This window comes from Bradyrhizobium sp. SZCCHNR1017, assembly GCF_032381375.1.
GTDB lineage: Bacteria > Pseudomonadota > Alphaproteobacteria > Rhizobiales > Xanthobacteraceae > Bradyrhizobium.
Genome location: NZ_JAUHIR010000003.1, coordinates 539,629 through 562,557 on the forward strand (window position 1 = coordinate 539,629; position 22,929 = coordinate 562,557).

18 protein-coding genes and 1 tRNA gene are annotated in these 22,929 nt (G+C 66.9%); 9 read left to right on the forward strand and 10 right to left on the reverse strand.

Going from position 1 to position 22,929, the window contains the following annotated elements; all coding sequences use genetic code 11:
• Positions 1 to 220 precede the first annotated feature (220 nt).
• The 3 genes from QW863_RS11395 to QW863_RS11405 form a co-directional block, all read right to left on the reverse strand.
• Positions 221 to 1,021, reverse strand: a complete 801-nt coding sequence (locus QW863_RS11395; RefSeq protein WP_315717016.1) for a xanthine dehydrogenase family protein subunit M — start codon at positions 1,019 to 1,021, stop codon at positions 221 to 223.
• 18 nt (positions 1,022 to 1,039) lie between these two features.
• Positions 1,040 to 3,385, reverse strand: a complete 2,346-nt coding sequence (locus QW863_RS11400) for a xanthine dehydrogenase family protein molybdopterin-binding subunit (protein ID WP_315717017.1) — start codon at positions 3,383 to 3,385, stop codon at positions 1,040 to 1,042.
• A gap of 99 nt (positions 3,386 to 3,484) precedes the next feature.
• The gene (locus QW863_RS11405) at positions 3,485 to 3,970 is read right to left on the reverse strand and encodes a (2Fe-2S)-binding protein (RefSeq protein ID WP_315717018.1); all 486 of its coding nucleotides are present in this window, start codon (positions 3,968 to 3,970) and stop codon (positions 3,485 to 3,487) included.
• Between the two features lie 296 nt (positions 3,971 to 4,266).
• Between QW863_RS11405 and QW863_RS11410 the strand changes: the two genes are divergently transcribed.
• From QW863_RS11410 to QW863_RS11425, 4 genes are all read left to right on the forward strand, one after another.
• Positions 4,267 to 6,303 carry a methyl-accepting chemotaxis protein gene (locus QW863_RS11410; RefSeq protein ID WP_315717019.1) on the forward strand — a complete coding sequence of 679 codons (2,037 nt, stop codon included), beginning with the start codon at positions 4,267 to 4,269 and terminating at the stop codon, positions 6,301 to 6,303.
• A gap of 400 nt (positions 6,304 to 6,703) precedes the next feature.
• Positions 6,704 to 8,218 carry an MFS transporter gene (locus QW863_RS11415; RefSeq protein ID WP_315717020.1) on the forward strand — a complete coding sequence of 505 codons (1,515 nt, stop codon included), beginning with the start codon at positions 6,704 to 6,706 and terminating at the stop codon, positions 8,216 to 8,218.
• On the forward strand, positions 8,219 to 9,040 hold the full coding sequence (gene otsB / locus QW863_RS11420) for a trehalose-phosphatase (RefSeq protein ID WP_315717021.1): 822 nt from the start codon (positions 8,219 to 8,221) through the stop codon (positions 9,038 to 9,040). It abuts the gene before it with no gap.
• 216 nt (positions 9,041 to 9,256) lie between these two features.
• Positions 9,257 to 10,717 carry a trehalose-6-phosphate synthase gene (locus tag QW863_RS11425; protein ID WP_315717022.1) on the forward strand — a complete coding sequence of 487 codons (1,461 nt, stop codon included), beginning with the start codon at positions 9,257 to 9,259 and terminating at the stop codon, positions 10,715 to 10,717.
• A gap of 38 nt (positions 10,718 to 10,755) precedes the next feature.
• Here the strand turns inward: QW863_RS11425 and QW863_RS11430 are convergent, their stop codons facing one another.
• Positions 10,756 to 11,100 (reverse strand): hypothetical protein, encoded by a 345-nt coding sequence (locus tag QW863_RS11430; protein ID WP_315717023.1) that lies wholly within the window; start codon positions 11,098 to 11,100, stop codon positions 10,756 to 10,758.
• 221 nt (positions 11,101 to 11,321) lie between these two features.
• Here QW863_RS11430 and QW863_RS11435 point away from each other — a divergent pair.
• Positions 11,322 to 11,411, forward strand: a tRNA-Ser gene (locus QW863_RS11435).
• Between the two features lie 56 nt (positions 11,412 to 11,467).
• Here QW863_RS11435 and QW863_RS11440 read toward each other — a convergent pair.
• A complete protein-coding gene (locus tag QW863_RS11440) occupies positions 11,468 to 12,367 on the reverse strand; it encodes a helix-turn-helix domain-containing protein (RefSeq protein ID WP_315717024.1) in 900 nt (299 codons plus the stop codon).
• 184 nt (positions 12,368 to 12,551) lie between these two features.
• Here QW863_RS11440 and QW863_RS11445 point away from each other — a divergent pair, with 184 nt between their 5' ends.
• From QW863_RS11445 to QW863_RS11460, 4 genes are all read left to right on the forward strand, one after another.
• Positions 12,552 to 12,863 (forward strand): hypothetical protein, encoded by a 312-nt coding sequence (locus QW863_RS11445; protein ID WP_315717025.1) that lies wholly within the window; start codon positions 12,552 to 12,554, stop codon positions 12,861 to 12,863.
• The gene (locus tag QW863_RS11450; protein ID WP_315717026.1) at positions 12,818 to 13,483 is read left to right on the forward strand and encodes an alpha/beta hydrolase; all 666 of its coding nucleotides are present in this window, start codon (positions 12,818 to 12,820) and stop codon (positions 13,481 to 13,483) included. The genes QW863_RS11445 and QW863_RS11450 overlap by 46 nt, the downstream gene beginning before the upstream one ends.
• A 404-nt stretch (positions 13,484 to 13,887) precedes the next feature.
• Complete coding sequence (locus QW863_RS11455; protein ID WP_315717027.1) at positions 13,888 to 15,093, forward strand: MFS transporter; 1,206 nt, start codon at positions 13,888 to 13,890, stop codon at positions 15,091 to 15,093.
• 839 nt (positions 15,094 to 15,932) lie between these two features.
• Complete coding sequence (locus tag QW863_RS11460) at positions 15,933 to 17,630, forward strand: methyl-accepting chemotaxis protein (RefSeq protein WP_315717028.1); 1,698 nt, start codon at positions 15,933 to 15,935, stop codon at positions 17,628 to 17,630.
• A gap of 23 nt (positions 17,631 to 17,653) precedes the next feature.
• On the opposite strand, the gene QW863_RS11465 is transcribed toward QW863_RS11460, so the two are convergent.
• The 5 genes from QW863_RS11465 to QW863_RS11485 all read right to left on the reverse strand — a co-directional run bounded on the left by QW863_RS11465 (position 17,654) and on the right by QW863_RS11485 (position 22,853).
• Positions 17,654 to 18,115, reverse strand: coding sequence for an NUDIX domain-containing protein (locus QW863_RS11465; RefSeq protein ID WP_315717029.1), 462 nt, complete (start codon positions 18,113 to 18,115; stop codon positions 17,654 to 17,656).
• Between the two features lie 4 nt (positions 18,116 to 18,119).
• A complete protein-coding gene (locus QW863_RS11470) occupies positions 18,120 to 19,361 on the reverse strand; it encodes a DUF763 domain-containing protein (protein WP_315717030.1) in 1,242 nt (413 codons plus the stop codon).
• Positions 19,362 to 19,448: 87 nt separating this feature from the next.
• Positions 19,449 to 20,429, reverse strand: coding sequence for a homoserine O-succinyltransferase (locus QW863_RS11475; RefSeq protein WP_315717031.1), 981 nt, complete (start codon positions 20,427 to 20,429; stop codon positions 19,449 to 19,451).
• A gap of 12 nt (positions 20,430 to 20,441) precedes the next feature.
• Positions 20,442 to 21,746, reverse strand: coding sequence for an O-acetylhomoserine aminocarboxypropyltransferase/cysteine synthase family protein (locus tag QW863_RS11480; RefSeq protein ID WP_315717032.1), 1,305 nt, complete (start codon positions 21,744 to 21,746; stop codon positions 20,442 to 20,444).
• Between the two features lie 150 nt (positions 21,747 to 21,896).
• Positions 21,897 to 22,853, reverse strand: coding sequence for an alpha/beta hydrolase (locus QW863_RS11485; RefSeq protein WP_315717033.1), 957 nt, complete (start codon positions 22,851 to 22,853; stop codon positions 21,897 to 21,899).
• Between the last annotated feature and the right edge of the window lie 76 nt (positions 22,854 to 22,929).

Genomic DNA, 22,929 nt, shown 5'->3' on the forward strand with positions numbered 1-22,929 from the left:
TGACCTTCACCCTCCGCCTCCAGGGGAGGGTGGGTGTGCTTGGCTGCTGTCCGCATCAATCAAACATCATCACGCGCGATGCGTTTCCTGATCCTTTGATTGTCCCGCGTGCATCAGGCCAACGCAAGCGCGCCGTATGCCGCAAAGCAAAACGGCGCGCATCGCTGCGCGCCGTGTGGAATTTGATCTGCCGTTGCGCGGAATGATCCGCGCCGCGGACTTAGCCCGCGGCTTGCACCGCGCGCTGCGCCATCACCTTCACCAGATTGGCGCGGTAATCGGCGGAGCCGTGGATGTCGCTCAAGAGGCCTGACGCCGACACCGTGACCCCGTCGATCGCCGAGGCCGACCAGTTCGACTTCAGCGCCGCCTCGATCGCCGGCACCCGCATCACGCCGCTCTGCGAAGCGCCGGTGGCCGCAACGCGGACGTCGCCGCCCTTCGTCTTTGTGACGAACACGCCAGTGAGCGCGAAACGCGACGCCGGGTGGCGCATCTTGGCGTAGCCGGCCTTTTCCGGCACCGGGAACGACACCTCGGTGATGATCTCGCCGTCCTCCAGCGCCGTCGTGAACAGGCCCTTGAAGAAATCATCCGCCGAGATCGACCGCTTGTTCGTCTTCACGGTGGCGCCGAGCGAGATCAGCGCCGCCGGGAAATCCGCCGCCGGATCGTTGTTCGCGATCGAGCCGCCAATCGTGCCGCGGGCGCGCACCGCGGGATCGCCGAGTACCGAGGTGAGATGGGCGATCGCGGGGATCGCCCTCTTCACATCGGCATTGGTCATGATGTCGTAGTAGGTCGTCGCGGCCTTGATGACGAGCGTGTCGCCCGACAACTGCACCCCGATCAGGTCCTTGATCTTGCCGATGTCGATGACATCGGACGGAGCAGCAAGGCGCTGCTTCATCACCGGGATCAAGGTGTGACCGCCGGCAAGGAACTTGGCTTCGCTGCCCTTGGCGAACAGCGCCGCCGCCTCGTCGACCGAGGAGGCACGATGATAAGTCGTCTGATACATGGTTGCTCCTCCGTTCGATCAGGCGTTGCCGTGGATCGCGTGCCAGACGCGGTCCGGCGTCGCCGGCATTTCCAGCTTGTTGTTGCCGATCGCATCCGTGATCGCGTTGATCACGGCGGCGGATGCGCCGATCGCGCCGGCCTCGCCGCAGCCCTTCACGCCGAGCGGATTACCCGGGCACAGGGTCGTGGTGTGGCTCAGCTTGAAGGACGGCACGTCGTCGGCGCGCGGCATCGCGTAGTCCATGAACGATGCCGTCACCGGCTGGCCGTTGCTGTCATAGATTGCGTGCTCGAGCAGCGCCTGGCCAATGCCCTGGACCAGACCGCCATGGACCTGGCCCTCGACGATCATCGGGTTGATCAGCCGGCCGAAATCGTCCGCCGCGACGAAGTTGACGAACGACGTCTTGCCGGTGGCCTCGTCGACCTCGAGCTCGCAGATATAGGTGCCGGCCGGGAAGGTGAAGTTGGTCGGATCGTAGAACGCAGTCTCCTTCAATCCGGGCTCCATGCCGTCCGGCAGGTTGTGCGCGGTGTAGGCAGCGAGCGCGACCATCGGCAGCGCGATCGACTTGTCGGTGCCGGTCACCTTGAACTCGCCGTTCTCGATGACGATGTCGCCTTCCGAGGCCTCCAGCGCATGCGCTGCGATCTTCTTGGCCTTGGCCTCGACCTTCTCCATCGCCTTGAGGATCGCGGTGAGGCCGACTGCGGCCGAGCGCGAGCCGTAGGTGCCCATGCCGAACTGCACCTTGTCGGTGTCGCCATGAACGATCGAGACTTGGCTGATCGGCACGCCCAGGCGCTCGGCGATCAGCTGGCAGAAGGTGGTCTCGTGGCCCTGGCCGTGGCTGTGTGATCCGGTGAGCACCTCGATGGTGCCGACCGGGTTGACGCGGATCTCGGCCGATTCCCACAGACCGACGCCGGCGCCAAGGCTGCCGACTGCCTTTGACGGCGCGATGCCGCAGGCCTCGATGTAGCAGGAGAAGCCGAGGCCGCGCAGCTTGCCCTGCGCCTTGGCGGCCGCCTTGCGCGCCGGGAAGCCGGCGTAGTCGATCGCCTTCATCGCCGCGTCGAGCGAGGCGTTGAAGTCGCCGGTGTCGTAGGCCATGATCACGGGGGTCTGGTGCGGGAACTGGGTGATGAAGTTCTTGCGCCGCAGCTCGGCCGGATCGACCTTAAGCTGACGCGCTGCGGTCTCCATCAGCCGCTCCAGCAGGTAGCTCGCCTCAGGGCGTCCGGCGCCACGATAGGCGTCGACCGGCGTGGTGTTGGTATAGACGCCCATCACCTCGGCATAGATCGCCGGGATGTTGTACTGGCCCGACAGCAGGGTCGCGTACAGATAGGTCGGCACCGAGGACGAGAACAGCGACATGTAGGCGCCGAAATTGGCGTGGGTCTTGACCCGCAGCCCCAGGATCTTGTTGTCGGCATCGAGCGCCATCTCGGCCTTGGAGATGTGGTCGCGGCCGTGCGCGTCGGTCAGGAACGCCTCGGTGCGATCGCCGGTCCACTTCACCGGACGGCCGACCTTCTTGGAGGCCCACAGCGCCACCATCTCCTCGGGATAGATGAAGATCTTGGAGCCGAAGCCGCCGCCGACGTCGGGCGCGATGACGCGCAGCTTGTGTTCTGGTGCGATGTTGTAGAACGCCGACAGCACCAGGCGAGCGACGTGCGGGTTCTGCGACGTCGTATAGAGCGTGAAATGCTCCTCGGCCGCATCGTACTCGGCGATCGCCGCGCGCGGCTCCATCGCGTTCGGCGCCAGCCGGTTGTTGGTCAATTCCAGGGTGACGACGTTGGCGGCCTTGGCGAAGGCGGCGTTGACCGCCCCCTCGTCGCCAATATGCCAGTCATAGACGACGTTGCCGGGGGCCTCCGGGTGAAGCTGCGGCGCGCCGGGCTTCAGCGCGGAGGGCATGTCGGCGACCGCCGGCAGCTCCTCATATTCGACCACGACGGCCTCGGCGGCGTCGCGGGCGAGGTTCTTGCTCTCGGCGATCACGACCGCCACGGCCTGGCCGACGAATCGCACGGTCTCCGGCGCCATCGCCGGCCATGCGCCCATCCTCATCGGCGAGCCGTCCTTCGAGGTGATGGCCCAGCCGCAGATCAGGTTGCCGACCTTGTCGTCGACGATCTGCCTGCCCGTGAGCACCGCGACCACGCCGGGCATTGCCTCGGCGGCCGAGGAGTCGATGCTCTTGACCTTGGCGTGCGCGTGCGGGCTGCGGATGAAATGGGCAAAGGTCATGCCCAACAGCTTGACGTCGTCGACGTAACGGCCCTTGCCGGTGATGAAACGCTTGTCCTCCTTGCGGACGACGCTGGCGCCAATGCCTTCCATACCCATGCGAATCTCTCCCCTACTGGAGTTCTATTGTCCCGCCGCGGCCATCGCGCGCAGCGGTCGTGGTCTCGGTATTGCGGTAAACGGCGGCTCTCGCCGGCCTCATTCGGCAGCTTGCGCGACCTTCATCCGTCCGGCAGCGTCGAGCACGGCCTTGACGATGTTGTGATAGCCGGTGCAGCGGCAGATGTTGCCTTCCAGCTCCTCGCGCACCGTGCTCTCGTCGAGCTCGCCTCCGTGGCGGTGCACAATGTCGATGGCCGACATGATCATCCCCGGCGTGCAATAACCGCATTGCAGGCCGTGATTGTCGCGGAAGGCCGCCTGCATCGGGTGCAGCTCGTCACCCTTGGCGATGCCTTCGATGGTGGTGACGTTGGCGCCCGCGGCCTGGCCGGCCAGCACGGTGCAGGATTTCACGGCACGGCCGTCGATATGGACGACGCAGGCGCCGCATTGGCTGGTGTCACAGCCGACATGGGTGCCGGTGAGGTTCAGATGATCCCGCAGGAGGTGAACGAGCAGGGTGCGATCCTCGGCCTCGACCGAGACCGCCTTGCCGTTCACCGTCAGTTTGACTGTCGACACGAGTAACCTCCCGATGAATTTTTCTTATTCTGATTAGAAACAGCGCCCTCAGGACTTTGCAACTCGAATTTTCGTCTCTGATGTCATTGCGACGTCTTGCGCGCGGCCCCGGCGATTCGGTCGCATGTGGCACGCCATGCGAGGCGGCACCGGCGCGGGTGAGCGCAGGCCGCAGGCCGATGCCGCCCATTTACCGCCCCTTAGCCATTGTGACGTAGTTTTGATCACGCTCTGGTGCGTTGCTGCCGGGCAGTTGGTTTCTGGCCAATATAAAGAATGGCGTGTCGGGGGTGGGAATGTCTGCGCAGCTTGCGCCGCAGTCGCGGCGTGCCAATTTTCTGACCCTGCGATTTCGCGGCAAGATCTTCCTGGGCTTTGCCGTGGTGCTGGCCATCTCCGCCGTCAGCATCGGCTTCTCCTATCTGGGGTTCGAGCGGGTCGCCGCAGCGGTGGCGGCCTATCGCAGCAGCGTTGCGGAAGCCGACACCACCCGCACCATCGATCGCGAGCTGGTCTCGTACCAGGCTCTCGCCCGATACTATGCCCTGACCGGCAAAGCCGACGACGAGGCGGCGGCCACCGCTGCCCAGCAGGCGCTCCAGGCCGCGATCGACAAATCGATGGCTGCGACCGGTGCCGAGCGGCGGGCCCAGGTCGGCAAGCTGCAGGCGCAGTTTCAGGCCTTCGCCAAGACATTCTCGAGCATCGTTGCCCTGACCCGCGAGAACGCGAAGCTGGCGACCGACCAGATCGGCATCATCGGCAACAAGATCCGCTTCAAGTTCGATGATCTGGCGGACACCGCCGCGCTCGCCGGCCTGCCGTCCGTGCAGACGACGGCCAAGGACCTCACCGGCCAGTACCTGACCGTGTCCGCGCTGGTCGGGACCTACATCGCCAAGCCCGATGCCAAGACGGCCGACAGCGCCATCGCGCGCACGCGCTTCCTGGAAACCTCGCTGGTGACGATCTATGCCAATGACGAGAAGATCACCCAGCGCGTCGCCGAGCTCGGCGACCTGATCAAGCAGTACCGCGCCGCCTTCATCAAGCTGTCGGAGAACATGAAAGCGCTCGGCAAGCTCGAACAGGAGATGGGCGTCGTCGGGACCGAGATCATCGCGCTGTCGAACGGGCTGAAATCCGAGGTCGCGTCCGACCAGCAGCGCATCGAGGCCGCCGCCAACACCACCATCGCGGACATCGAGCGGCTGATCGCGATGCTGGCGATCGGCGGGCTGACGCTCGGCGCCGTGCTGGCGCTGATGCTCGGCAACGGCATTTCCAGGCCGATGATCACGATGTGCAAGGCGATGCGCGAGCTCGCCTCGGGCAATTTCGACGTCCGGCTGCCCGGCCTCGGGCGCGCCGATGAGATCAGCGAGATGGCGGCCGCCGTCGAGGAGTTCAAGGTCCAGGCGGTCGCCAAGGCCGAGCGCGACGCCGCGACGCAGGACGCCCAGAACAAGGCTGCGGGCGCCGCGCGCCGGGCCGAGCTCATCCGCTTCGCCGACGAGTTCGAGACCGCCGTCGGCTCGATCGTGTCCAACGTCTCGACCTCGGCCGAGCACCTCGAGCAGGCGGCCTCGACCCTGACGCGCACCGCCGAGACCACGCAGTCGCTGGCGAGCCGCGTGAGCGGCACCTCCGACCAGGCCACCGGCCGCATCCACTCGGTCGCGAGCGCGACCGACGAGCTGTCGGCCTCGGTCGACGAGATCGGCCGCCAGGTCCGCGAGTCCAGCCGCATCGCGGAATCCGCCGTGGCCCAGGCCGAGGAGACCGACGGGCGCATCGGCAAGCTGTCGCGCGCGGCGCAGGAGATCGGCGACGTCGTCAAGCTGATCACCGCGATCGCCGAGCAGACCAACCTGCTGGCGCTGAACGCCACCATCGAGGCGGCACGCGCCGGCGATGCCGGCCGCGGCTTCGCGGTGGTGGCTTCCGAGGTCAAGTCGCTGGCGGAGCAGACCGCCAAGGCGACCGACGACATCTCCAACCACATCTCCGGCATGCAGGCAGCGACCCAGGAGTCGGTGACCGCGATCAAGCAGATCGGCGGCACGATCCGTCAGATCTCGACCATCGCCTCGTCGATCGCGACCGCGGTCGAGCAGCAGGGCGGCGCGACCCAGGAGATCGCCAGGAACGTGCAGAGCGTCGCGGCAGGCACGCAGGCCGCCGCCGCCGATATCACCCAGGTCAATCGCGGCGCGACCCAGACCGGCGAGGCCTCGGAGGAGGTGCTGCGCTCGGCCCAGTCGCTGTCCTCGGAAAGCGCCCGCCTGCGCGCGGAGCTCAACCGCTTCATGGCGAACATCCGCGCGGCGTGAGTCTTGCGGCGACCGGCTGGTCTTCACGCCGCTCGCAAATGCGCTGGCGAGCCCGCGGCCAAACCCTCCGCTGTCATCCCGGCGAACGCCGGGATCCATACGCCGCGGCCGATATGTGGCGGGCGATATCGATCGCGTGCCCCAATCTTGCATCACGCGGTATGCCAGGTCGCGCTCGCTCCGCCCGCTTGCTCGGGACGACACCTGAAATGAGGCGCGCCTGGGCCTCACCCAGGAGACGCTGCGCCCCCGGACGGGTCGAGCGCCGAACCCCGCCCCACTTCCGGGAACCCGGCGCGCGGCGAGACGTTGGGTCGCAGCGGCAGGGTTTCATTGCCGCATTTGCTTCATCCTCTCGGTCGAGCATGCGGTGCGACCCGCGCCGTCGCATTGGGATTCCATGGCACCCCGACAGGCATCCTTTCCGCACCTCCGCGTCATCACGTCAGCGCCGCAATCCAGCGCGCCGCCGAGCGACACGGCTGGCCAGGATCGTATCATCGAAACCAACATCCCCGCCCGGCTCGACGACCTCCGCTGGAGCGCCTTTCACACCCGCGTCGTGCTGGCGCTCGGCATCACCTGGGTGCTCGACGGGCTCGAAGTGACGCTTGCCGGCGCCTTGTCGGGCGCGCTGAAGCAGAGCCCGGCGCTGCACTTCTCCAATCTCGACATCGGGCTTGCCAACAGCGCCTATCTCGCCGGCGCCGTGCTCGGCGCGCTCGGCTTCGGCTGGCTGACCGACCGCATCGGCCGCCGGAAGCTGTTCTTCATCACGCTCGCGCTCTATCTGTCCGCGACGGCCGCCACCGCCCTGTCGTGGAATGTCGCGACCTACGCGCTGTTCCGCTTCCTGACCGGCGCCGGCATCGGCGGCGAGTATACCGCGATCAACTCGACGATCCAGGAGCTGGTGCCGGCGCGCTATCGCGGCTGGACCGATCTCATGATCAACGGCAGCTTCTGGCTGGGTGCCGCGCTCGGCGCCGTCGGCGCCATCGTGCTGCTCGATCCTGACGTCGCCGGCCCGGATGTCGGCTGGCGGCTGGCCTACGGCATCGGCGCCTGTCTCGGCCTGGTCGTGCTGGTCATGCGGATGTGGATTCCGGAAAGTCCGCGCTGGCTGATGATTCACGGCCATCCCGAAGAGGCGCATCGGATCGTGGCGGAGATCGAACGCGACGTCACCGGCCACGACCGGGAGGCGCGCGCAAAGGAATTGCCGAGGATGCGGCTGCGGATGCGTAGCCACACGCCGTTACGAGAGGTCGCGCATACGCTGTTCTCGGTCTATCGTCAGCGCTCGCTGGTCGGGCTGACGCTGATGATCGCCCAGGCGTTCTTCTACAACGCGATCTTCTTCACCTTCGCGCTGGTGCTGACCGACTTCTACGGCATCAAGTCCGATCATGTCGGCTGGTACATCCTGCCCTTCGCGGCCGGCAACGTGCTCGGGCCGCTGCTGCTCGGCCGTCTGTTCGACACGCTCGGCCGCCGCGCCATGATCACCTTCACCTATGGCGTCTCCGGCGTGCTGCTCGCGCTCACCGGCTATCTGTTCTCGATCGGAGTGCTGAGCGCCGCGACGCAGACCGCGGCCTGGATGGTGATCTTCTTCTTCGCGTCACCGGCGGCGAGCGCCGCCTATCTCACCGTGTCGGAGAATTTTCCGCTGGAAGTGCGCGCGCTCGCGATCGCGCTGTTCTACGCCATCGGCACCGGGATCGGCGGCGTGGCGGGACCCGCGCTGTTCGGCGCGCTGCTCGACAGCGGGGCGCGCGGCGCGGTGTTCGGCGGCTATCTGTTCGGTGCCGCGCTGATGCTGGTGGCGGCGCTCGTCGCTTGGCGCTATGCCATCGCGGCCGAGCGCAAATCGCTCGAGCAGGTGGCGCGCCCGCTCGCTGTCATGGAGTAGATGATGATGTCCGACAACTCCGATCTGATCGGTTCTCCTGCGGCGGAGCCCGCCGAGATCGTTCCGACGCCGGTGAGTCTCGTGCCGCATCTTCGCGAGGTGGCGATCCTGCTCGATATCGACGGCACCCTGCTCGATCTTGCGCCGACGCCGCGCGAGGTGTGGGTCCCGCCGGGCCTTGCCGAGGCACTGAACGCGTTGCTGCAACGAACCTCCGGGGCGCTGGCGCTGGTCTCGGGCCGCTCGCTCAACGACATCGATCTCATCTTCGCGCCGGAGGTCTACCCCGCCGTCGGCGGTCATGGCGCGGAGATGCGGCTCGGCGGTGGCAGTGAGGCAGATGCGATCAAGGCGCCGCCGCTGGACAAGGAGCTGAAGCGCAGGCTCGCTGCGATCGCCAAGCTCAGCCCCGGCATTCTGCTCGAGGACAAGGGGTACTCGCTGGCGCTGCATTATCGCCTCGCGCCGCAGGCGGAGAAGGCGATCTACGAGGAGGTGTCGCGCATCCGCGCCGAGTTGCCGGAGGCGCCGATCGAGGTGCTGCCCGGAAAATGTGTGTGCGAGATCAAGCATGCCGGCTTCACCAAGGCGAGCGGCGTGCGCGAGCTGATGCGGCACGCGCCCTTCAAGGGACGCAAGCCGTTCTTCATCGGCGACGACGTCACCGACGAGACGGTGTTCGCGATCATGCCGGATTTCGCCGGCCTGTCGTTCTCGGTCGGCCGTCGGGCACTCGGTGTCGACGGACATTTCGACGCTCCGGACGACGTGCGCGCGTTCCTGGCGCGCCTCGCCGACGACGGAACTAATTCATCGACCTAGCGGTCTGCGCAGTGGGTCGGTATCGCCGCGTTATTAGTTCCATCCGCCATGCATTCGCATGTTGCATGCGTCGCTCTTGATTAGAAACGTTCTGACTTGATTGACGCTGTGATTACACCGCGCGAATGCCCGAATTTGGTTTCATTTGGTTGAAAGGGTGGCCTGGAACCATATTGATGAACAGCTGTTAACCGACATGACCAACAGGAGGGAGCTGTGAACCTCGTCGTGGTTTCGAATCGGGTGGCACGTGGCAAAGCCAACGAGCCAATGACCGGCGGACTTGCGGCAGCATTGCTGCCCGTTGTGGAGAAATCGGGGGCAGTATGGGTGGGATCGTCGGGACGTGTGCGCGACGGCGCGCAGACGGAGCCGATCGCGGAGATCGAGCAGATCGGTGAAGGTGCGCTCGCGCTGCTGGATCTGCCGGCTGCGCACTATGCCGGCTACTACGAAGGCTTCGCCAATTCGGCGCTGTGGCCGGCGCTGCATTCACGCAGCGATCTGATCAGCGTCTCGCATGATGATTATCGTTCCTATCGCGAGGTCAACGCCTTCGTGGCGCGCGCGCTGCTCCGGTTCCAGAAGCCGGACACCTTGTTCTGGATCCAGGACTATCACTTCCTGTCGCTCGGCGCGGAGTTGCGCTCGCTCGGTGTCAAGAGCCCGATCGGTTTCTTCCTGCACACGCCGTGGCCCGCGCGCAGCGTCATCGACAGCGTGCCGAATCACCGCGATCTCGTCACCGCGATGCTCGCCTATGATCTGATCGGCTTCCAGACCGAGGACGATCGTGAGAACTTCACCGCCTGCATCCGCGCCGATCTCGGCTTGCAGGTGCGTGACGGCGTGGTCAGGTCGCTGCACGGCCGCACCCGTCTGGCGGTGTTCCCGATCGGCATCGATGCCGACAAGTTTGCGCAGCAGGCGGCCAAGGCGGTGGCGCATCCGGACGTGTCGCGGCTGCGCCGCAGCCTGAATGGCGAGAAGCTCGCCATCGGCGTCGACCGGCTCGACTACTCCAAGGGCCTCGTCAACCGCATCAGTGCGTTCGACCGGATGTGGACGATGCACCCGAGCCTGCTGCGCGCCGCGTCACTGCTGCAGATCGCAACGCCGTCGCGCGAATCGATCGAGGCCTATGGCAATCTGCAGAGCGAGGTCGCGCGCCTCGTCAGCGAGGTCAATGGCCGCCATGGCGAGGTCGACTGGACGCCGATCCGCTACCTCAACAAGGGCTATGGTCAGGGCGTGCTGGCCGGCCTCTATCGCAGCGCCCAGGTCGGCGTCGTCACGCCGCTGCACGACGGCATGAACCTGGTGGCGAAGGAGTATGTCGCCGCGCAGAGCCCAGTCGATCCCGGCGTGCTGGTGCTGTCGAAATTCGCCGGCGCCGCCAACGAGCTCGACGCGGCGCTGATCGTCAATCCGCATGACATCGACGGCATGGCGCGGACCATCGCGATGGCGCTGTCGATGCCGCTCAACGAGCGCCGCATGCGCTATGAGATCATGATGACGAAGCTGCGCCGCCATTCGATCCAGCAATGGTTTGCCGACTTCGTCGAGACCCTGCAGGACGGTGACTCGGCCGAGGTCGAGATCGAGCCTCTGCCTGCAGCGCCGGCGGGTTTTCTGGCCGGCCGGATGCTGTCGCCCGGCGCGCGCTATCACTGAACCGGGCGTTACACCTCGCCGCCGCACGGCGGCGAGGCTCAATGGCAGTAGGAGACGCCGTCGAGCACGGCGCAGCGCAGCTTGTTTGGCGAACTCGGATTGTCCATCGGCACCATCCCGTTGCCCTGTCCGACGAACACGCCGGGTCCCACCACCACCGATGCCTTGTTGCCGACGATGACGGACGGGTGCGGCTTCAGGCTGGACTTGGTCCCGTCCGGCCACAGGATCGCATCGCCCTGCCAGATCCCCTTGCGGCCGTCGTCGCAGGTCACGTCGACGCCCTGCTTGGTGCATTGATCGGCGCGCGCCGGGCCGGCGGCAGTCAGGCTGAATGCTGCCGCCAGCAGCACGGCGAGACGGGCAGGGGTGGATGACGGCATCGCGAGGTCCCTCGTGTGCAGCCGGACCGACGGGCTGCAAATCAGTGGTCGTGCCGGCCGGCCGGCCGGTTCATCGATCGGCCGGCGAGCGGCGGCGGCCCCCGGCCGAGCCCGCAACCAGGGCGGATTGATGATTTTTATCAGCGATTTGGGGGAAATTTGCCGCCGAGGCCCCCGCCCGGCTTGCAAAACGCCGCCGACCCCGCCAAGAGAGGGCCGCCGGAGAGATGGCCGAGTGGCTTAAGGCGCACGCTTGGAAAGCGTGTGTGCGGGAAACCGTACCGTGGGTTCGAATCCCACTCTCTCCGCCAGTCGTCCATCCCAGCCATTCCGTTCATTTGCGAGAAGATGAAATCGCTGCGGGCCGTCAGCCCTCCGGCCTCTTCCGCACGAGCGTGCGCGGGGGCACGCCATATCGACGGCGGAAGAGGCGGCTAAAATGCGAGGGGTCGTTGAAGCCCCAGCGCAGGGCGATGTCGGTGATGCTCTCGGTTCGGCGCGCGGCTTGGAGGTCGCGGCGGCAGCGGTTGAGGCGGCGCTGGCGGATGCATTCTGAGGGCGTGGTGCCGTGCTCGGCGAACAACAATTGTAAGGAGCGGACGGATAGTCCGAAGTGGGCGGCGATCTCGGCGCTGTCGAGATCGGGGTCGTGCAGCTGTGCGTCGATGTAGCTCATGATGCGCGCGAGCCGCGCGGATGAGCGGCGCGGTGCAGCGTCGCGGCGCACGAGGCGCGCAGCCCTGGCGACGATCTCGAGCCCGGTATCGACGGCGGCATGGGCCTCGCGGTCGTCCATCTCGGCCAGCGTGCCGGCGAAGCCCTCGAAGTAACCGGACACGGCGGCGCCGAAGCCGTGCCGGCCGGGCAGATGCAGGGGGCCGCGTCCGATCAGGTCGGGGTGAAAATTCCGGATCACGGCTTCAGGGCAGGCGATCATCATCTTGCGCAGCGGACTGAGCGTGGCGAAGGCGAGCGTCTCGCGCGTGTTCCAGACGATCACGTCGCCCGCTTCGAACAGCACCGTGCCCGTTGAGTCCTCGCCGCGCTCCCGGCCTTCGATCACGGTCATCACGACCACCAGACCGGCATCGGAAGCGCGGCGCATCCCGGCGCAGCCCTGTGCGACCTGCGCTTCGATCACGAGAGCATCGCCTAGCTGCCTCAACTGCTGACGGAGCGAGATGGCCTCGTGAATGGTCCAGCCGAGCATTGGGTCGAGGGACGTCGTGGGCGCGGTCAGCGAGGCAAACCCTTGCACGTTCGGCATCTGCAACGCTTTCCCTCGGCCGCCCGGAGGCCCTCGCTTGCGGCGGCTGCGTCCGCCCGCGTTTCGCCGTCGTCCGGGTTCGCTTTCGCTGCCGTCCGGGACGTCGGTGCCGCGCTTGGACTAGAGCCTAGGCTGTGACCGCCGTGCAGACAAGGCGGAGAGACGAGAGCAAAGGGAGGTTGCAATGGTCGGTTCGGAGCTGCGGGCTGGGTTCCAGAAGGTGGCCTTCAAGGCCGACGATGGTACGGTGCTGCGCGGCTGGCACGTGCCGCCGCAGGGGGACGCGCCGACAGCGCCCATCGTCGTGCTTCATCACGGCTTCAGCGGGCTCAAGGAAAGCTATCTCGACAAATATGCCGCCGCGTTCAGCGCAGCCGGTCTCGGCGCGCTGGTCTATGATCCCGCAATTTTGGCGAGAGCGAAGGGCGCGTCCGGCAGGAGATCGACCCGATGCAGCAACTGGCCGACTACCGCGATGCCATCACCTTCGCAATGACCCTGCCGCGCGTCGATCCCAGAAGGATCGGCGCTTGGGGCTCCAGCTATGGCGGCGGTGTCGCCATCCAGGCGGCGGCGATCGATCAGCGCATCCGCTGCGTGGCAGTGCAGGTCTCGTTCCTCAGCGGCGGCGCGATCTGGAGCCACATTCCGGCGGAGACGAAGGCGCAGCTGTCGCAGCTGTTCGTCGGCGAGCGATTGGCCCGTGCCGCGGGCGAGCCGCCGATGACCATGCAGGTTGTGGCGCAGGATCCGGCGACGACGCCGTGCATCCTGGGGACATCGGACGCCTACGACTGGTGCATGGAGGCGGCGAAGATCTCGCCGCTGTGGCGCAACGAGGTTACCGTGCGCAGCCTGGAGCTCACCTTCAGCTTCGAGCCGGTCGCCTTCTTACATCGCATCGCGCCGCGGCCCCTGATGTTGATCGCGGCCGAGGGCGACATGCTGATGCCGATCGAGGCGTCCCGGGAGGCGTTCGCGCGCGCCGGCGAGCCAAAACAGTTTGTTAGTTTGCCTTGCGGGCATTTCGCGCCCTATGTCGAGCACTTCGAACGATCATCCTCGGCTGCGCGTGACTGGTTCCGATCACACCTCCTTCAGACGCGCGAAGCTTGAGCTCCGCCGATAGGGTGGGGCGATCGCATATGAGGCGACAAGCTGTGGCGAGCGCTCGTTTCGCGGCCATCCTTCGCGATGGCCGCCTAAGGCGGCCTCTCGGGATGAGGGTCTTTTTCGCGGCCCTCATGGTGAGGAGCGCCGCTCTGCGGCGCGTTAGGCGATGCTCTTGCTTCGCCTTGAGACCCATGGGGGCTGACGATCGGCTGCTCCCGTGCGGCGCTGCTCATGCTGTTCCTGCTCGGGCCGGCGGCCGTGCGTGCAGTTGCCGGCACCTGGCACGAGCACCCCGCCGGTGGCGGGGCCGCAATTCCGAAACAGCGGGGCTGATTCGGCGCGAATGCTCTAGGATTAGGATTGCAACGCGCGCCGCGCGTCACCTCCGTGCAGTGCCCCCGTCCGAAATGCCCTCCGTCATCGCCGACCCATCCCTCCTGCGCGTCCTGATCGTGCTCGCCATCACCCAGCTGATCGCCTGGGGCACGCTCAGCCTGCCGGCGGTGATCGGCCGGGCGATGGCGGCGGATCTGGAGATGGAGCTGACGGCGATCTTCGCCAGCACGACGGTGCTGTACATGTCGATGGGGCTGTGCTCGCCGCTGCTGGCGCGACCGTTCGTCAAGCATGGCGGGCGGCGGGTGATGATCGCGGGCACTCTGCTGGCGGCGCCGGGCTACGCGCTGCTGTCTGCGGCGCAGGGGCCGCTCTCTTATTATGCCGCCTGGCTGCTGCTCGGCGTGGCCGGCAGCGCCACCCTCTCGACCGCCTCCTACATCGTGCTCAACGAGATCGCGGGCCTGCGCGCGCGCAGCGCCATCGGCGCGCTGATGCTGGTCACGGGCCTGTCGAGCAGCATCTTCTGGCCGGTCACCTCGGCCCTCTCCGCGCATATCGGCTGGCGCAGCACCTGTCTCGTCTATGCCGGCCTGCTGCTGCTGGTCTCGCTGCCGCTGTTCGTGTTCCTGCTGCCGCGGCGCGTCCATGATCATCTGCCGCCGTCATCGGATGCGCCGGCGTCGGCTCCCGCATCGACGCCGTCGCGCGGCACGTTCTATCTGCTGGTCGGCGCCTCCGGCCTCAACGCCTTCGTCGCGTTCGGGATGGGGGCCGTGCTGATCGAGCTCCTGAAGGCCAAGGGCCTGTCGGCGGCCGAGGCGGTCGGTTTCGGCTCGATGCTGGGGGTGATCCAGATCAGCGCCCGCGCCATCGATTTTCTCGGCGGCGGCCGCTGGGACGGCATCACCACCGCGATCGTCGCCGGCCTGGCGCTGCCGGTGGCGATGCTGCTGCTGATGCTGAGCGACGGCTCGCACGCCGCGATCGGCGGCTTCATCCTGATCTACGGCCTTGGCAGCGGCGCGCTCGCCGTGGCGCGAGCCACGATGCCGCTGGTGTTCTACGACAAGGCGGCGTTCGCCAAGGCGTCCGCCCAGATCGGACTGCCGCTCAACCTGCTGTCGGCGGTGTCGGCGCCCATCCTCGTCGAGCTCTTGACCCGCTACGGCAGCAAAGCGCCGCTGGCGCTGAGCCTGGCCTGCTCGTGCGCGGCGGTGGTCATCCTGTTGCTGCTGCGGCAGCGCCGGCCGGCGCGCGCGGCGGTCTCTCCCTGAGGCGTTCGACCGAGTCGCCCGTCGGGCCGGACATGGGCTCGCCGGGAGCGCCGCGACATGCCCCATTCCCCCTGCGCCGAAACACGAAGTTCATTCGCCGTCTCAACGACATCGGCGCAATCGCGCTCGCTTGCGCAAATTTTGTTCTTTCGTTTTATCGGAATTTGTGCTTCTCTCTGATTGTCCCGCCTCATCGACGAGGGGCGCTGCGCATCGTCAGGAGCGTTGAGGTGGGATGTGATGGACGGGCAGGCGCCGACTGACGAGCGGCGCCGGCACGGACGGTCAAGTCGCATGGTCCTGGCATCCCGACGCTGATGCCTGCGCGGCGTGCCATTGGCGCGTTGTCGCAAACGGGGGCAAGAACGCCGGTCCCCGAGGAGAGTGCGAAGCAGCCGTAACACCATTGCGCAGGGAAGGCCGGGCAAACCCGGCTGAACCTGTGGTTCCTGCCCCGTGCATTCCTTTCCGCACGGGGGCCGCAGGAATCAGCCGATGCCTGGTCTTCCCTGCGCCCTCGATGACGTGAGGGCTTCGCTGCACAAAGTTCGGGCGCCTGACGCGTCGCGACGACGAAACTTCGTGGGAACTCAACACCTGACCCACTGGAACTGGCAGGGAACCGGCCGTCCCGTTGGACGATACTTCTCTGATTATCGCATGTTATTCGAACGATCGCCAACCCAGCTCGGGTTGGTTGTTCTCAGGCTTGAGTTCGCGTGAGTGGACATGATCTGTCCAAAAACTAATTAGTTCGCCAGGGTTCGGACGGCACGGATAGCAAACCATTAATGTACGGTTGGTATCGTGCATACAGTCCACGCAACGAGAACCAGAAAATGCGACACCTGACTGTCTATCAGCGTCTCGCGGCGATCATCGCCGTGATGTCGATCGCACTGTTCGCCGTCTCCGCCATGCAGATCCTGATGCTGCGCGGAACCGTTCTCGAGGAGCGGCAGACCATGGTCCGCAACCTCGTCGAGTCCGCCGTCAAGGTGCTGAGCTATTATGACGCCGCGGCGACCGCCGGCAAGATGGCGCCGGAGCAGGCGCGGCAGCAGGCCTACGCCGCGATCGGCGCAATGCGCTGGGGCCAGTACAACGACTATCTCGGCGTCTACGGAACCGGATCGTCGGACGCGGGCGTGACCTATGTCCACGCCAACCCGAAATACATCAACGTCAACCGCTGGGACTTCAAGGATTCCACCGGCAAGCTCCTGATCCAGGACATCGTGCGCATGGCGCGCGCCGGCGGCGGCTTCGTCGAGTACAAGGTGCCGCGCGCGGGGGGGACGACCGAGCTGCCGAAGATGTCCTATGTCGGCGCCTATGGCAGCGGCGACAAGATGCTGGCGATCCAGGCCGGCGTGTATGTCGACGACGTCGATGCGGTCGTCTATCAGCGCGCGCTGTGGGCCGGCTTCGGCGCGCTCGCAGGTCTGCTGGTGGCCGCGGTCGTCGCCTTCTGGCTCGGACGCAGCGTCGTCGTTCCGCTCGACCGTACCTGCGCCGTGATGGACGAGCTGACCAAGGGCAATCTGGGCCTCGAGGTGCCGTTCACGGATCGCAGGAACGAGATCGGCCGCATGGCGCGCAGCCTGCAGGTCTTCAAGGACCATCTCGCCGAGAGCGAGCGTCTCCGGGCCGAGCAGGAGCAGTCCAAGCAGCAGGCCGCCGAGGAGCGCCGCACGGTGCTGGTGCGGATCGCCGACGAGTTCGAGCGCTCGATCGGCGGCGTGATCCAGACCACCGCGACCGCCGCCGGCGAGCTGCAGACCTCGGCGCAATCGATGTCGAGCATCGTCGCCGGCACGACCGACCAGAGCGCGAAGGTGGCCGCGGCCGCCGAGCAGACCGCCAAGAACGTGCAGACGGTGTCGGCCTCCGCCGAGCAGCTGTCGTCATCGATCCAGGAGATCGCCAAGCAGGTCACGCAGTCGTCCTCGATCGCTCAGAACGCGGTCGGGCAGGCGACGCGGACGGAGGCGATGGTCGACCGGCTGGTCCACGCGTCGCAGAAGATCGGCGAGGTCATGGCGCTGATCCAGACCATCGCCGGCCAGACCAACCTGCTGGCGCTGAACGCCACCATCGAATCGGCGCGTGCCGGCGAGGCCGGCAAGGGCTTCGCGGTGGTCGCCAACGAGGTCAAGGCGCTGTCGGCGCAGACCGCCAAGGCGACCGAGGAGATCACCAGCCAGATCGAAGCCATCCGCGACGCCACCGGCTCGACGGTCAACGCCATCCGCGAGATCGGCGCGACCATCGGCCAGATGAACGAGATCACGGACGCGATCGCAGCCGCTGTCGAGGAGCAGGGTGCCGCGACCAAGGAAATTGCCCGCAGCGTCCAGCAGGCGGCGCAGGGCACCCAGGGGGTCATGCAGCACATCGTCGGCGTGCGCGAGGCGTCCGGCCAGGTCGGCGCCGCGGCGGCGCAGGTGCTGAGCGCGGCCTCCCAGCTCGGCAGCCAGTCGGATCAGCTCAAGACCCAGACCGGGCGATTCCTCGGCAACGTCCGAGCGGCGTGACGTCGGCGGCGGATGGTGACAGCTCACCCTCCGCCGATCGCCACGAGACGGTCGAGCAGTGCGGCCTGGGCTGGATTGATCCGGACCCTCGCCTCGGCGAGGTCGAACCAGGCGGCGCGGTCCACCTCGGGAAAACGCCTGACGTGGCCGCTACGCGGCGGCCATTCGAGCTCGAACGCGTTGCTGGTGATGCTGTCGGCATCGAGATCGATTTCGGCGGCGAATGCCTCGACCACCTTGCCGCCGCGCTGTTTGATCTCGCCGAGCGGAACGAGCGGCGCCGTCAGGGTCGTGCCGAGCTCTTCGGCGAATTCGCGCCGCGCCACCGCCTCGGCCGCCTCGCCGGCGCCGAACTCGCCCTTCGGGATCGACCAGGCGCCGAGATCCTTGTTGCGCCAGAACGGGCCGCCGGGATGCACCAGCAGCACCTCGAGTCCATCGGCGGTGCGGCGAAAGGCGAGCACGCCCGCGCTGCGCGCCGGCATGCCGCTACGCCTCGCCGGTGCGCTGGATGAGATCGCGCTCCCAGCCGAACACCGAACGGCCGTCGAGCTCTGGCGAGGCGGCGCGCTCTGTCGCGATGTAGGCATCGAGCGAGGGGCCGGTCGCGCTGCGCTCCAGCCGGCGGGCCTGGTCGTCGAGCCGCTTCAGCGCCGACAGCGCCTCGTCGCGGCCGAGCTTGGCGTTGCCGACGGCCGATTTGAGCACGCGGATGGTCTCGTCATAGACCTTGATCGGCACCGGATAGGGATGCCGGTCCTTGCCGCCATGCGCCAGCGAGAACCGCGCCGGGTCGCCGAATCGATACGGCGCGCCATGCACGACTTCGGCGACCATGGCGAGCGAGCGCACGGTGCGGGCGCCGACGCCCGGCGTCAGCAGCAGGTCGGGGAAGTCGACCGGGCCGCGCTCGGCCGCGGCCGCCAGCGTGCCGTGCAGGCGGCGGGCGAATACGTCCTTCGGCCTGACGTCGTGATGCGCCGGCATGACGAGATGCGGCAGCAGGCCCTGCGCCGGCTCCGGCGTGCTCAGCCGCGCGAACTCGGCGACGACGCGGTCGGGGCCGAGCTCGGTGAGCAGCTCGAGCTGGGCGTCGCGCGACGGCGCGGCGCGCTTGTCGGTGAGGTTGACGATCTCGCCCTGGACGGGACCGTCGATGGCGCTGTGCGGCGCGTCGACGAAGCTCGCGAGCTGTTGCGAATGCCAATGGTAGCGCCGGGCCTGGCGGGCGTCGCCATTCATGCCCTGCTGCACCACGGTCCATTTGCCGTCGGCGGTGACGAAGAAGCCGTGCAGATAGAGGTCGAAGCCGTCCTGCACCGCGGCGCTGTCGACCTTGGCGACGAGCTTGCTGGTCCGCACCAGCTCCTCGCCGTCGAGGCCGAGCCGGTCGCCGAGCAGGCGCAGCTCGTCGGGCGTCTTGCGCGAATGCTCGCCGCGGCCGCCGCAGACGTAGATGCCGAGCTCGCCGGACAGCGGCTTCAGCCCGCGCTTCAGCGCGCCGATCACGCTCGTGGTGATCCCGGAGGAATGCCAGTCCATGCCCATGACGGCGCCGAACGACTGGAACCAGAACGGATGCGACATCCGCGCCAGGAATTCGTCGCGGCCGTAATGATGCACGATCGCCTGGGTGATGATGGCGCCGAGCGAGGCCATGCGCGTGCCGAGCCAGGCCGGGACGCGTCCGGAATGGAGCGGAAGATCGGCGCTGCCGGTGCGTCGGGCCATCGGAACCTTGCAAGCGAAGTGTGCCGTGCCAATCTAACAGATAGCGCGCCATTGCGCGATCGCCCCGATGAAAGGCGGGCCTTGGCGCTATCCGGTTTGCCCGAGATGACCGATCCAGTTGCTGAACAGCGTCTGGGCGGCGCTTTCTGCGGCGAGATCGGGCCGCAGCGTCAATCCCGGGAGCTCGGCCGCCAGCGTCGGGTCGCGCCTTTCCTTGGCCCGCCACTCGAACGCGTTGAGCACCGCCTCGCTCTCGGCGCTGAAATAGGATTTCGGCAGCCGTGGGTAGTCGTCGCGCTGCCCGGCGAGAAAGCGCGCGATGTCGCGCATGTATTCGCGCTGCAGGGAGAGCGCGTCATACTCGGGATGGCCTTGAAAGAACACGAACCGGCTCGGCGTCGAGCGCGCGAAAATGTCGACGCCGACTTCGTCCGAGCGGGTCAGGATGTCGTAGCCGCGCTCCGCCAGCAGCGGCTCGTTGACGGCGTTGAGGCGCGAGTGCGGCACCTGAAGCGGCAAATGGATGCCGTGCGTGAGCCAGTCGTCCTGGACCTTCACGCAGTCGAAGATGCCGGAGCATTTGCTCGCCAGCCGCTGCCGCTCGATGTCGTCGAGATGCAGCACGGCCGCGTGGGCCGCGAGACACGACCAGATGGTCGAGCGCGTGTTGGTTCTGGCCCAGTCGATCACGGAGGTGAGGTCCGACCAATAGGGCTCGTCGCGCAAGGCCGCGGCGACAGGCTCGGCGCCGGTCACGATCAGGCCGTCGATGCCGAGCCGATCGAGCGACCCGATGTCGGCGTAGGACTGGGCGACGTGGCTCCTGGCCGCCTGCGAGCGAGAGATGGAGGGCAGCGAGAAGCAGTGCAGGCGGATGCGGACGTGCCGCGGCGCGCACTGCCGCAGCAGGCGGCCGATCTGGAGATCAGTCGCCTTCAGGGCGCTGTCCGGCATGTTGTTGACGAGGCCGATCGAAAGCTCGATCGGGCGTCGGCCGCGGTCGTCGAATTCAGCGGGCGCGAGGGCAGGGCTCGCGATCCTGCGATGTCGGTCGAACAGCAGGGTCATCGGCTGATCGCTCTACTCCGCCGCATCCAGCTGACGCGTGCGAGGGCAGGCCTGGGCGAGCGCCTGGTCGAGATCCTCGATGATGTCGCTGACATGCTCGATGCCGATCGACAGCCGGATCGTCTCCGGGAGGACGCCCGCCTTGCGCTGGTCGTCCGGCGGCATCTGCCGATGCGTGGTCGATGCGGGATGGCAGGCCAGCGACTTCGCATCGCCGATATTGACCAGCCGTGTGACCAGCTTCAGGGCGTCATAGAACGCCTTGCCCGCCTCCATGCCGCCCTTGATCCCGAATGTGAACAGCGACGACGCCCGGCCGTCGAGATATTTCTGGACCAGGGGATAATAGCGGCTGTCGGCGAAACCGGCGTAGTTGACCCACGCGACGCGCGGATCGTTGCGCAGGAATTCGGCGACCTTGCGCGCATTCTCGACGTGGCGCTCCATGCGCAGGGCGACCGTTTCGATGCCCTGCAGCAGCAGGAAGGCATTGAACGGCGACAGCACCGCGCCCATGGTCCGCTGATAGACGCTGCGCGCGCGCTGGATATAGGCGCTGCGGCCGAAATGATCGGTGTAGACCATCCCGTGATAGGACGCGTCGGGCTGGGTGAAGGCGGGAAAGCGGTCGGCGTGATCCTTCCAGGGGAAGTTGCCGCTGTCGACCAGCATGCCGCCCAGCGTCGTGCCGTGACCGCCGAGAAACTTGGTCAGCGAATGCACCGCGATGTCGGCGCCGTAATCGAACGGCCGCAGCAGGATCGGTGTTGCGACGGTGTTGTCGACGATCAGCGGGACGCCGTTGCGATGCGCGACCTTCGCCAGCGCCTCGATGTCGCAGACATTGCCGGCGGGATTGCCGATCGTCTCGGCGAAGACGGCCTTGGTGTTTTCGTCGATGAGACGCTCGATGGCGTCGGACGCATCGCTTTCGGCAAAGCGTCCGGTGATGCCCTGGCGCGGCAGGATGTGACCGAGCAGCGTGTGCGTGGTGCCGTAGAGCTGCGGCACCGAGACGATATTGCCGCCGCCATCGGCAAGATTGACGAATGCGAAGTGAAGCGCCGCCTGCCCGGTGCCGACGGCGAGCGCGCCAACGCCGCCCTCGAGCTCGGTGACGCGCTTCTCGAGCACCGCCGTGGTCGGGTTCGAGATCCGGCTGTAGCGATAGCCCTCGGCTTCGAGATTGAACAGCGCGGCGCCGTGATCGGCGCTGTCGAAGGCGTAGGCGGCGGTCTGATAGATCGGAACCGCGACGGCCTTGGTGGTCGCCTCCGGCTCATAGCCGGCGTGGATTGCAATCGTCTCGTTGCGCATCGGCGATCTCCCCGCTCGCTTCGATCAATGCGGCGAGCTGCTCGTATTCCGCGAGTGGTGTCGTTGTAGGAGCGCAGGCGTAAAGCGGGCAATAATTCGCGACAAGAACGACGAAATAACCCTAACGATATGTGGCCGAAGAGCTTCGAATTAGCGCGCAACAGGGACACGCAGGAGCGACCGGATCTGCTGCCCGACCAGATCCAGTGCGACCTTCGCCTGCGGCAGGATCGCACCGAGGGCGTGGAAATTGTGAACCATGCCGTCGTGACAGACATGCGCGACCGTGACGCCGGCCTCCGCGAGTCGTGCGGCATAGGCATTGCCCTCGTCGCGCATCGGATCGAACTCCGCGGTGTGGATCACGGCGGGGGGAAGCCCAGCCAGCGTCTCGCGGCACAAGGGCGATATCAGTGGATTGGCGACATCGACCTCGCCGGCCAGATAGTCGGCGAGGTCGGCCTGCCAGGTCGCCCTGTCGATCAGATAGCCGGTCCCGAACAACTCGCGCGACGGCCAGGGGTTGGAAAAATCAAGCACCGGGCAGATCAGGCATTGCAGCGCGATCCTGAGACCGGTGCTGCCGGCAGCCTGCTGACAAACCGCGGCGGCGAGCGTGGCGCCCGCGGAATCGCCGCCGATCACAATGCGATTGCCGTCGATGCCGAGCGCGGCCGCGTGATCGATGGCGAAGTGAACCGCAGCGATCGCATCCTCGATTGCTGCGGGGAACGTGTGCTCGGGAGCGAGACGGTAGTCGATCGAGAGCAGCCGGCAGCCGGCGGCGGCGGCAAGCGCGGCGGCGACCTTGTCGTGCGTGTCGATGCTGCCTGCCACGAGACCGCCGCCGTGAAAGTATACGAAGCCGGGCGGCATCCCGGTATCGTCCAGGCCTGCTGCAGGCGTATACAGGCGATAACGAAGCAGCCCGGAGGGACCGGAGAAATCGCCGTCCCGCGTGATGACGGCGCCGCAGTCGTTGCGCGCGAACTGCATCAGCTTCGCCAGCGACTGCCGGCGTTGCCGGGGACTCGGAGGCTCCCGGCTTTCCGTCACAACGGCCGCCACCATCGAAAGCAGGCGCTGGGCGCGAGGGTCGAGCGGCATGACAGCTCCAGTTAACCAAGGCATCGGGCATTGTGCCCATCAGCAGTGAATCGATCATGAGCGGCAGGTCGCGACC

What these genes read in the sequence shown, in the direction of transcription:
- QW863_RS11415 (WP_315717020.1), top strand. Translation starts at nt 6,704, where the DNA reads ATGGCACCCCGACAGGCATCCTTTCCGCACCTCCGCGTCATCACGTCA.
- QW863_RS11395 (WP_315717016.1), bottom strand. Translation starts at nt 1,021, where the DNA reads ATGTATCAGACGACTTATCATCGTGCCTCCTCGGTCGACGAGGCGGCG.
- QW863_RS11410 (WP_315717019.1), top strand. Translation starts at nt 4,267, where the DNA reads ATGTCTGCGCAGCTTGCGCCGCAGTCGCGGCGTGCCAATTTTCTGACC.
- QW863_RS11445 (WP_315717025.1), top strand. Translation starts at nt 12,552, where the DNA reads ATGGTCGGTTCGGAGCTGCGGGCTGGGTTCCAGAAGGTGGCCTTCAAG.
- QW863_RS11430 (WP_315717023.1), bottom strand. Translation starts at nt 11,100, where the DNA reads ATGCCGTCATCCACCCCTGCCCGTCTCGCCGTGCTGCTGGCGGCAGCA.
- QW863_RS11450 (WP_315717026.1), top strand. Translation starts at nt 12,818, where the DNA reads ATGCAGCAACTGGCCGACTACCGCGATGCCATCACCTTCGCAATGACC.
- QW863_RS11440 (WP_315717024.1), bottom strand. Translation starts at nt 12,367, where the DNA reads ATGCCGAACGTGCAAGGGTTTGCCTCGCTGACCGCGCCCACGACGTCC.
- QW863_RS11475 (WP_315717031.1), bottom strand. Translation starts at nt 20,429, where the DNA reads ATGACCCTGCTGTTCGACCGACATCGCAGGATCGCGAGCCCTGCCCTC.
- otsB (WP_315717021.1), top strand. Translation starts at nt 8,219, where the DNA reads ATGATGATGTCCGACAACTCCGATCTGATCGGTTCTCCTGCGGCGGAG.
- QW863_RS11480 (WP_315717032.1), bottom strand. Translation starts at nt 21,746, where the DNA reads ATGCGCAACGAGACGATTGCAATCCACGCCGGCTATGAGCCGGAGGCG.
- QW863_RS11470 (WP_315717030.1), bottom strand. Translation starts at nt 19,361, where the DNA reads ATGGCCCGACGCACCGGCAGCGCCGATCTTCCGCTCCATTCCGGACGC.
- QW863_RS11465 (WP_315717029.1), bottom strand. Translation starts at nt 18,115, where the DNA reads ATGCCGGCGCGCAGCGCGGGCGTGCTCGCCTTTCGCCGCACCGCCGAT.
- QW863_RS11455 (WP_315717027.1), top strand. Translation starts at nt 13,888, where the DNA reads ATGCCCTCCGTCATCGCCGACCCATCCCTCCTGCGCGTCCTGATCGTG.
- QW863_RS11400 (WP_315717017.1), bottom strand. Translation starts at nt 3,385, where the DNA reads ATGGGTATGGAAGGCATTGGCGCCAGCGTCGTCCGCAAGGAGGACAAG.
- QW863_RS11485 (WP_315717033.1), bottom strand. Translation starts at nt 22,853, where the DNA reads ATGCCGCTCGACCCTCGCGCCCAGCGCCTGCTTTCGATGGTGGCGGCC.
- QW863_RS11460 (WP_315717028.1), top strand. Translation starts at nt 15,933, where the DNA reads ATGCGACACCTGACTGTCTATCAGCGTCTCGCGGCGATCATCGCCGTG.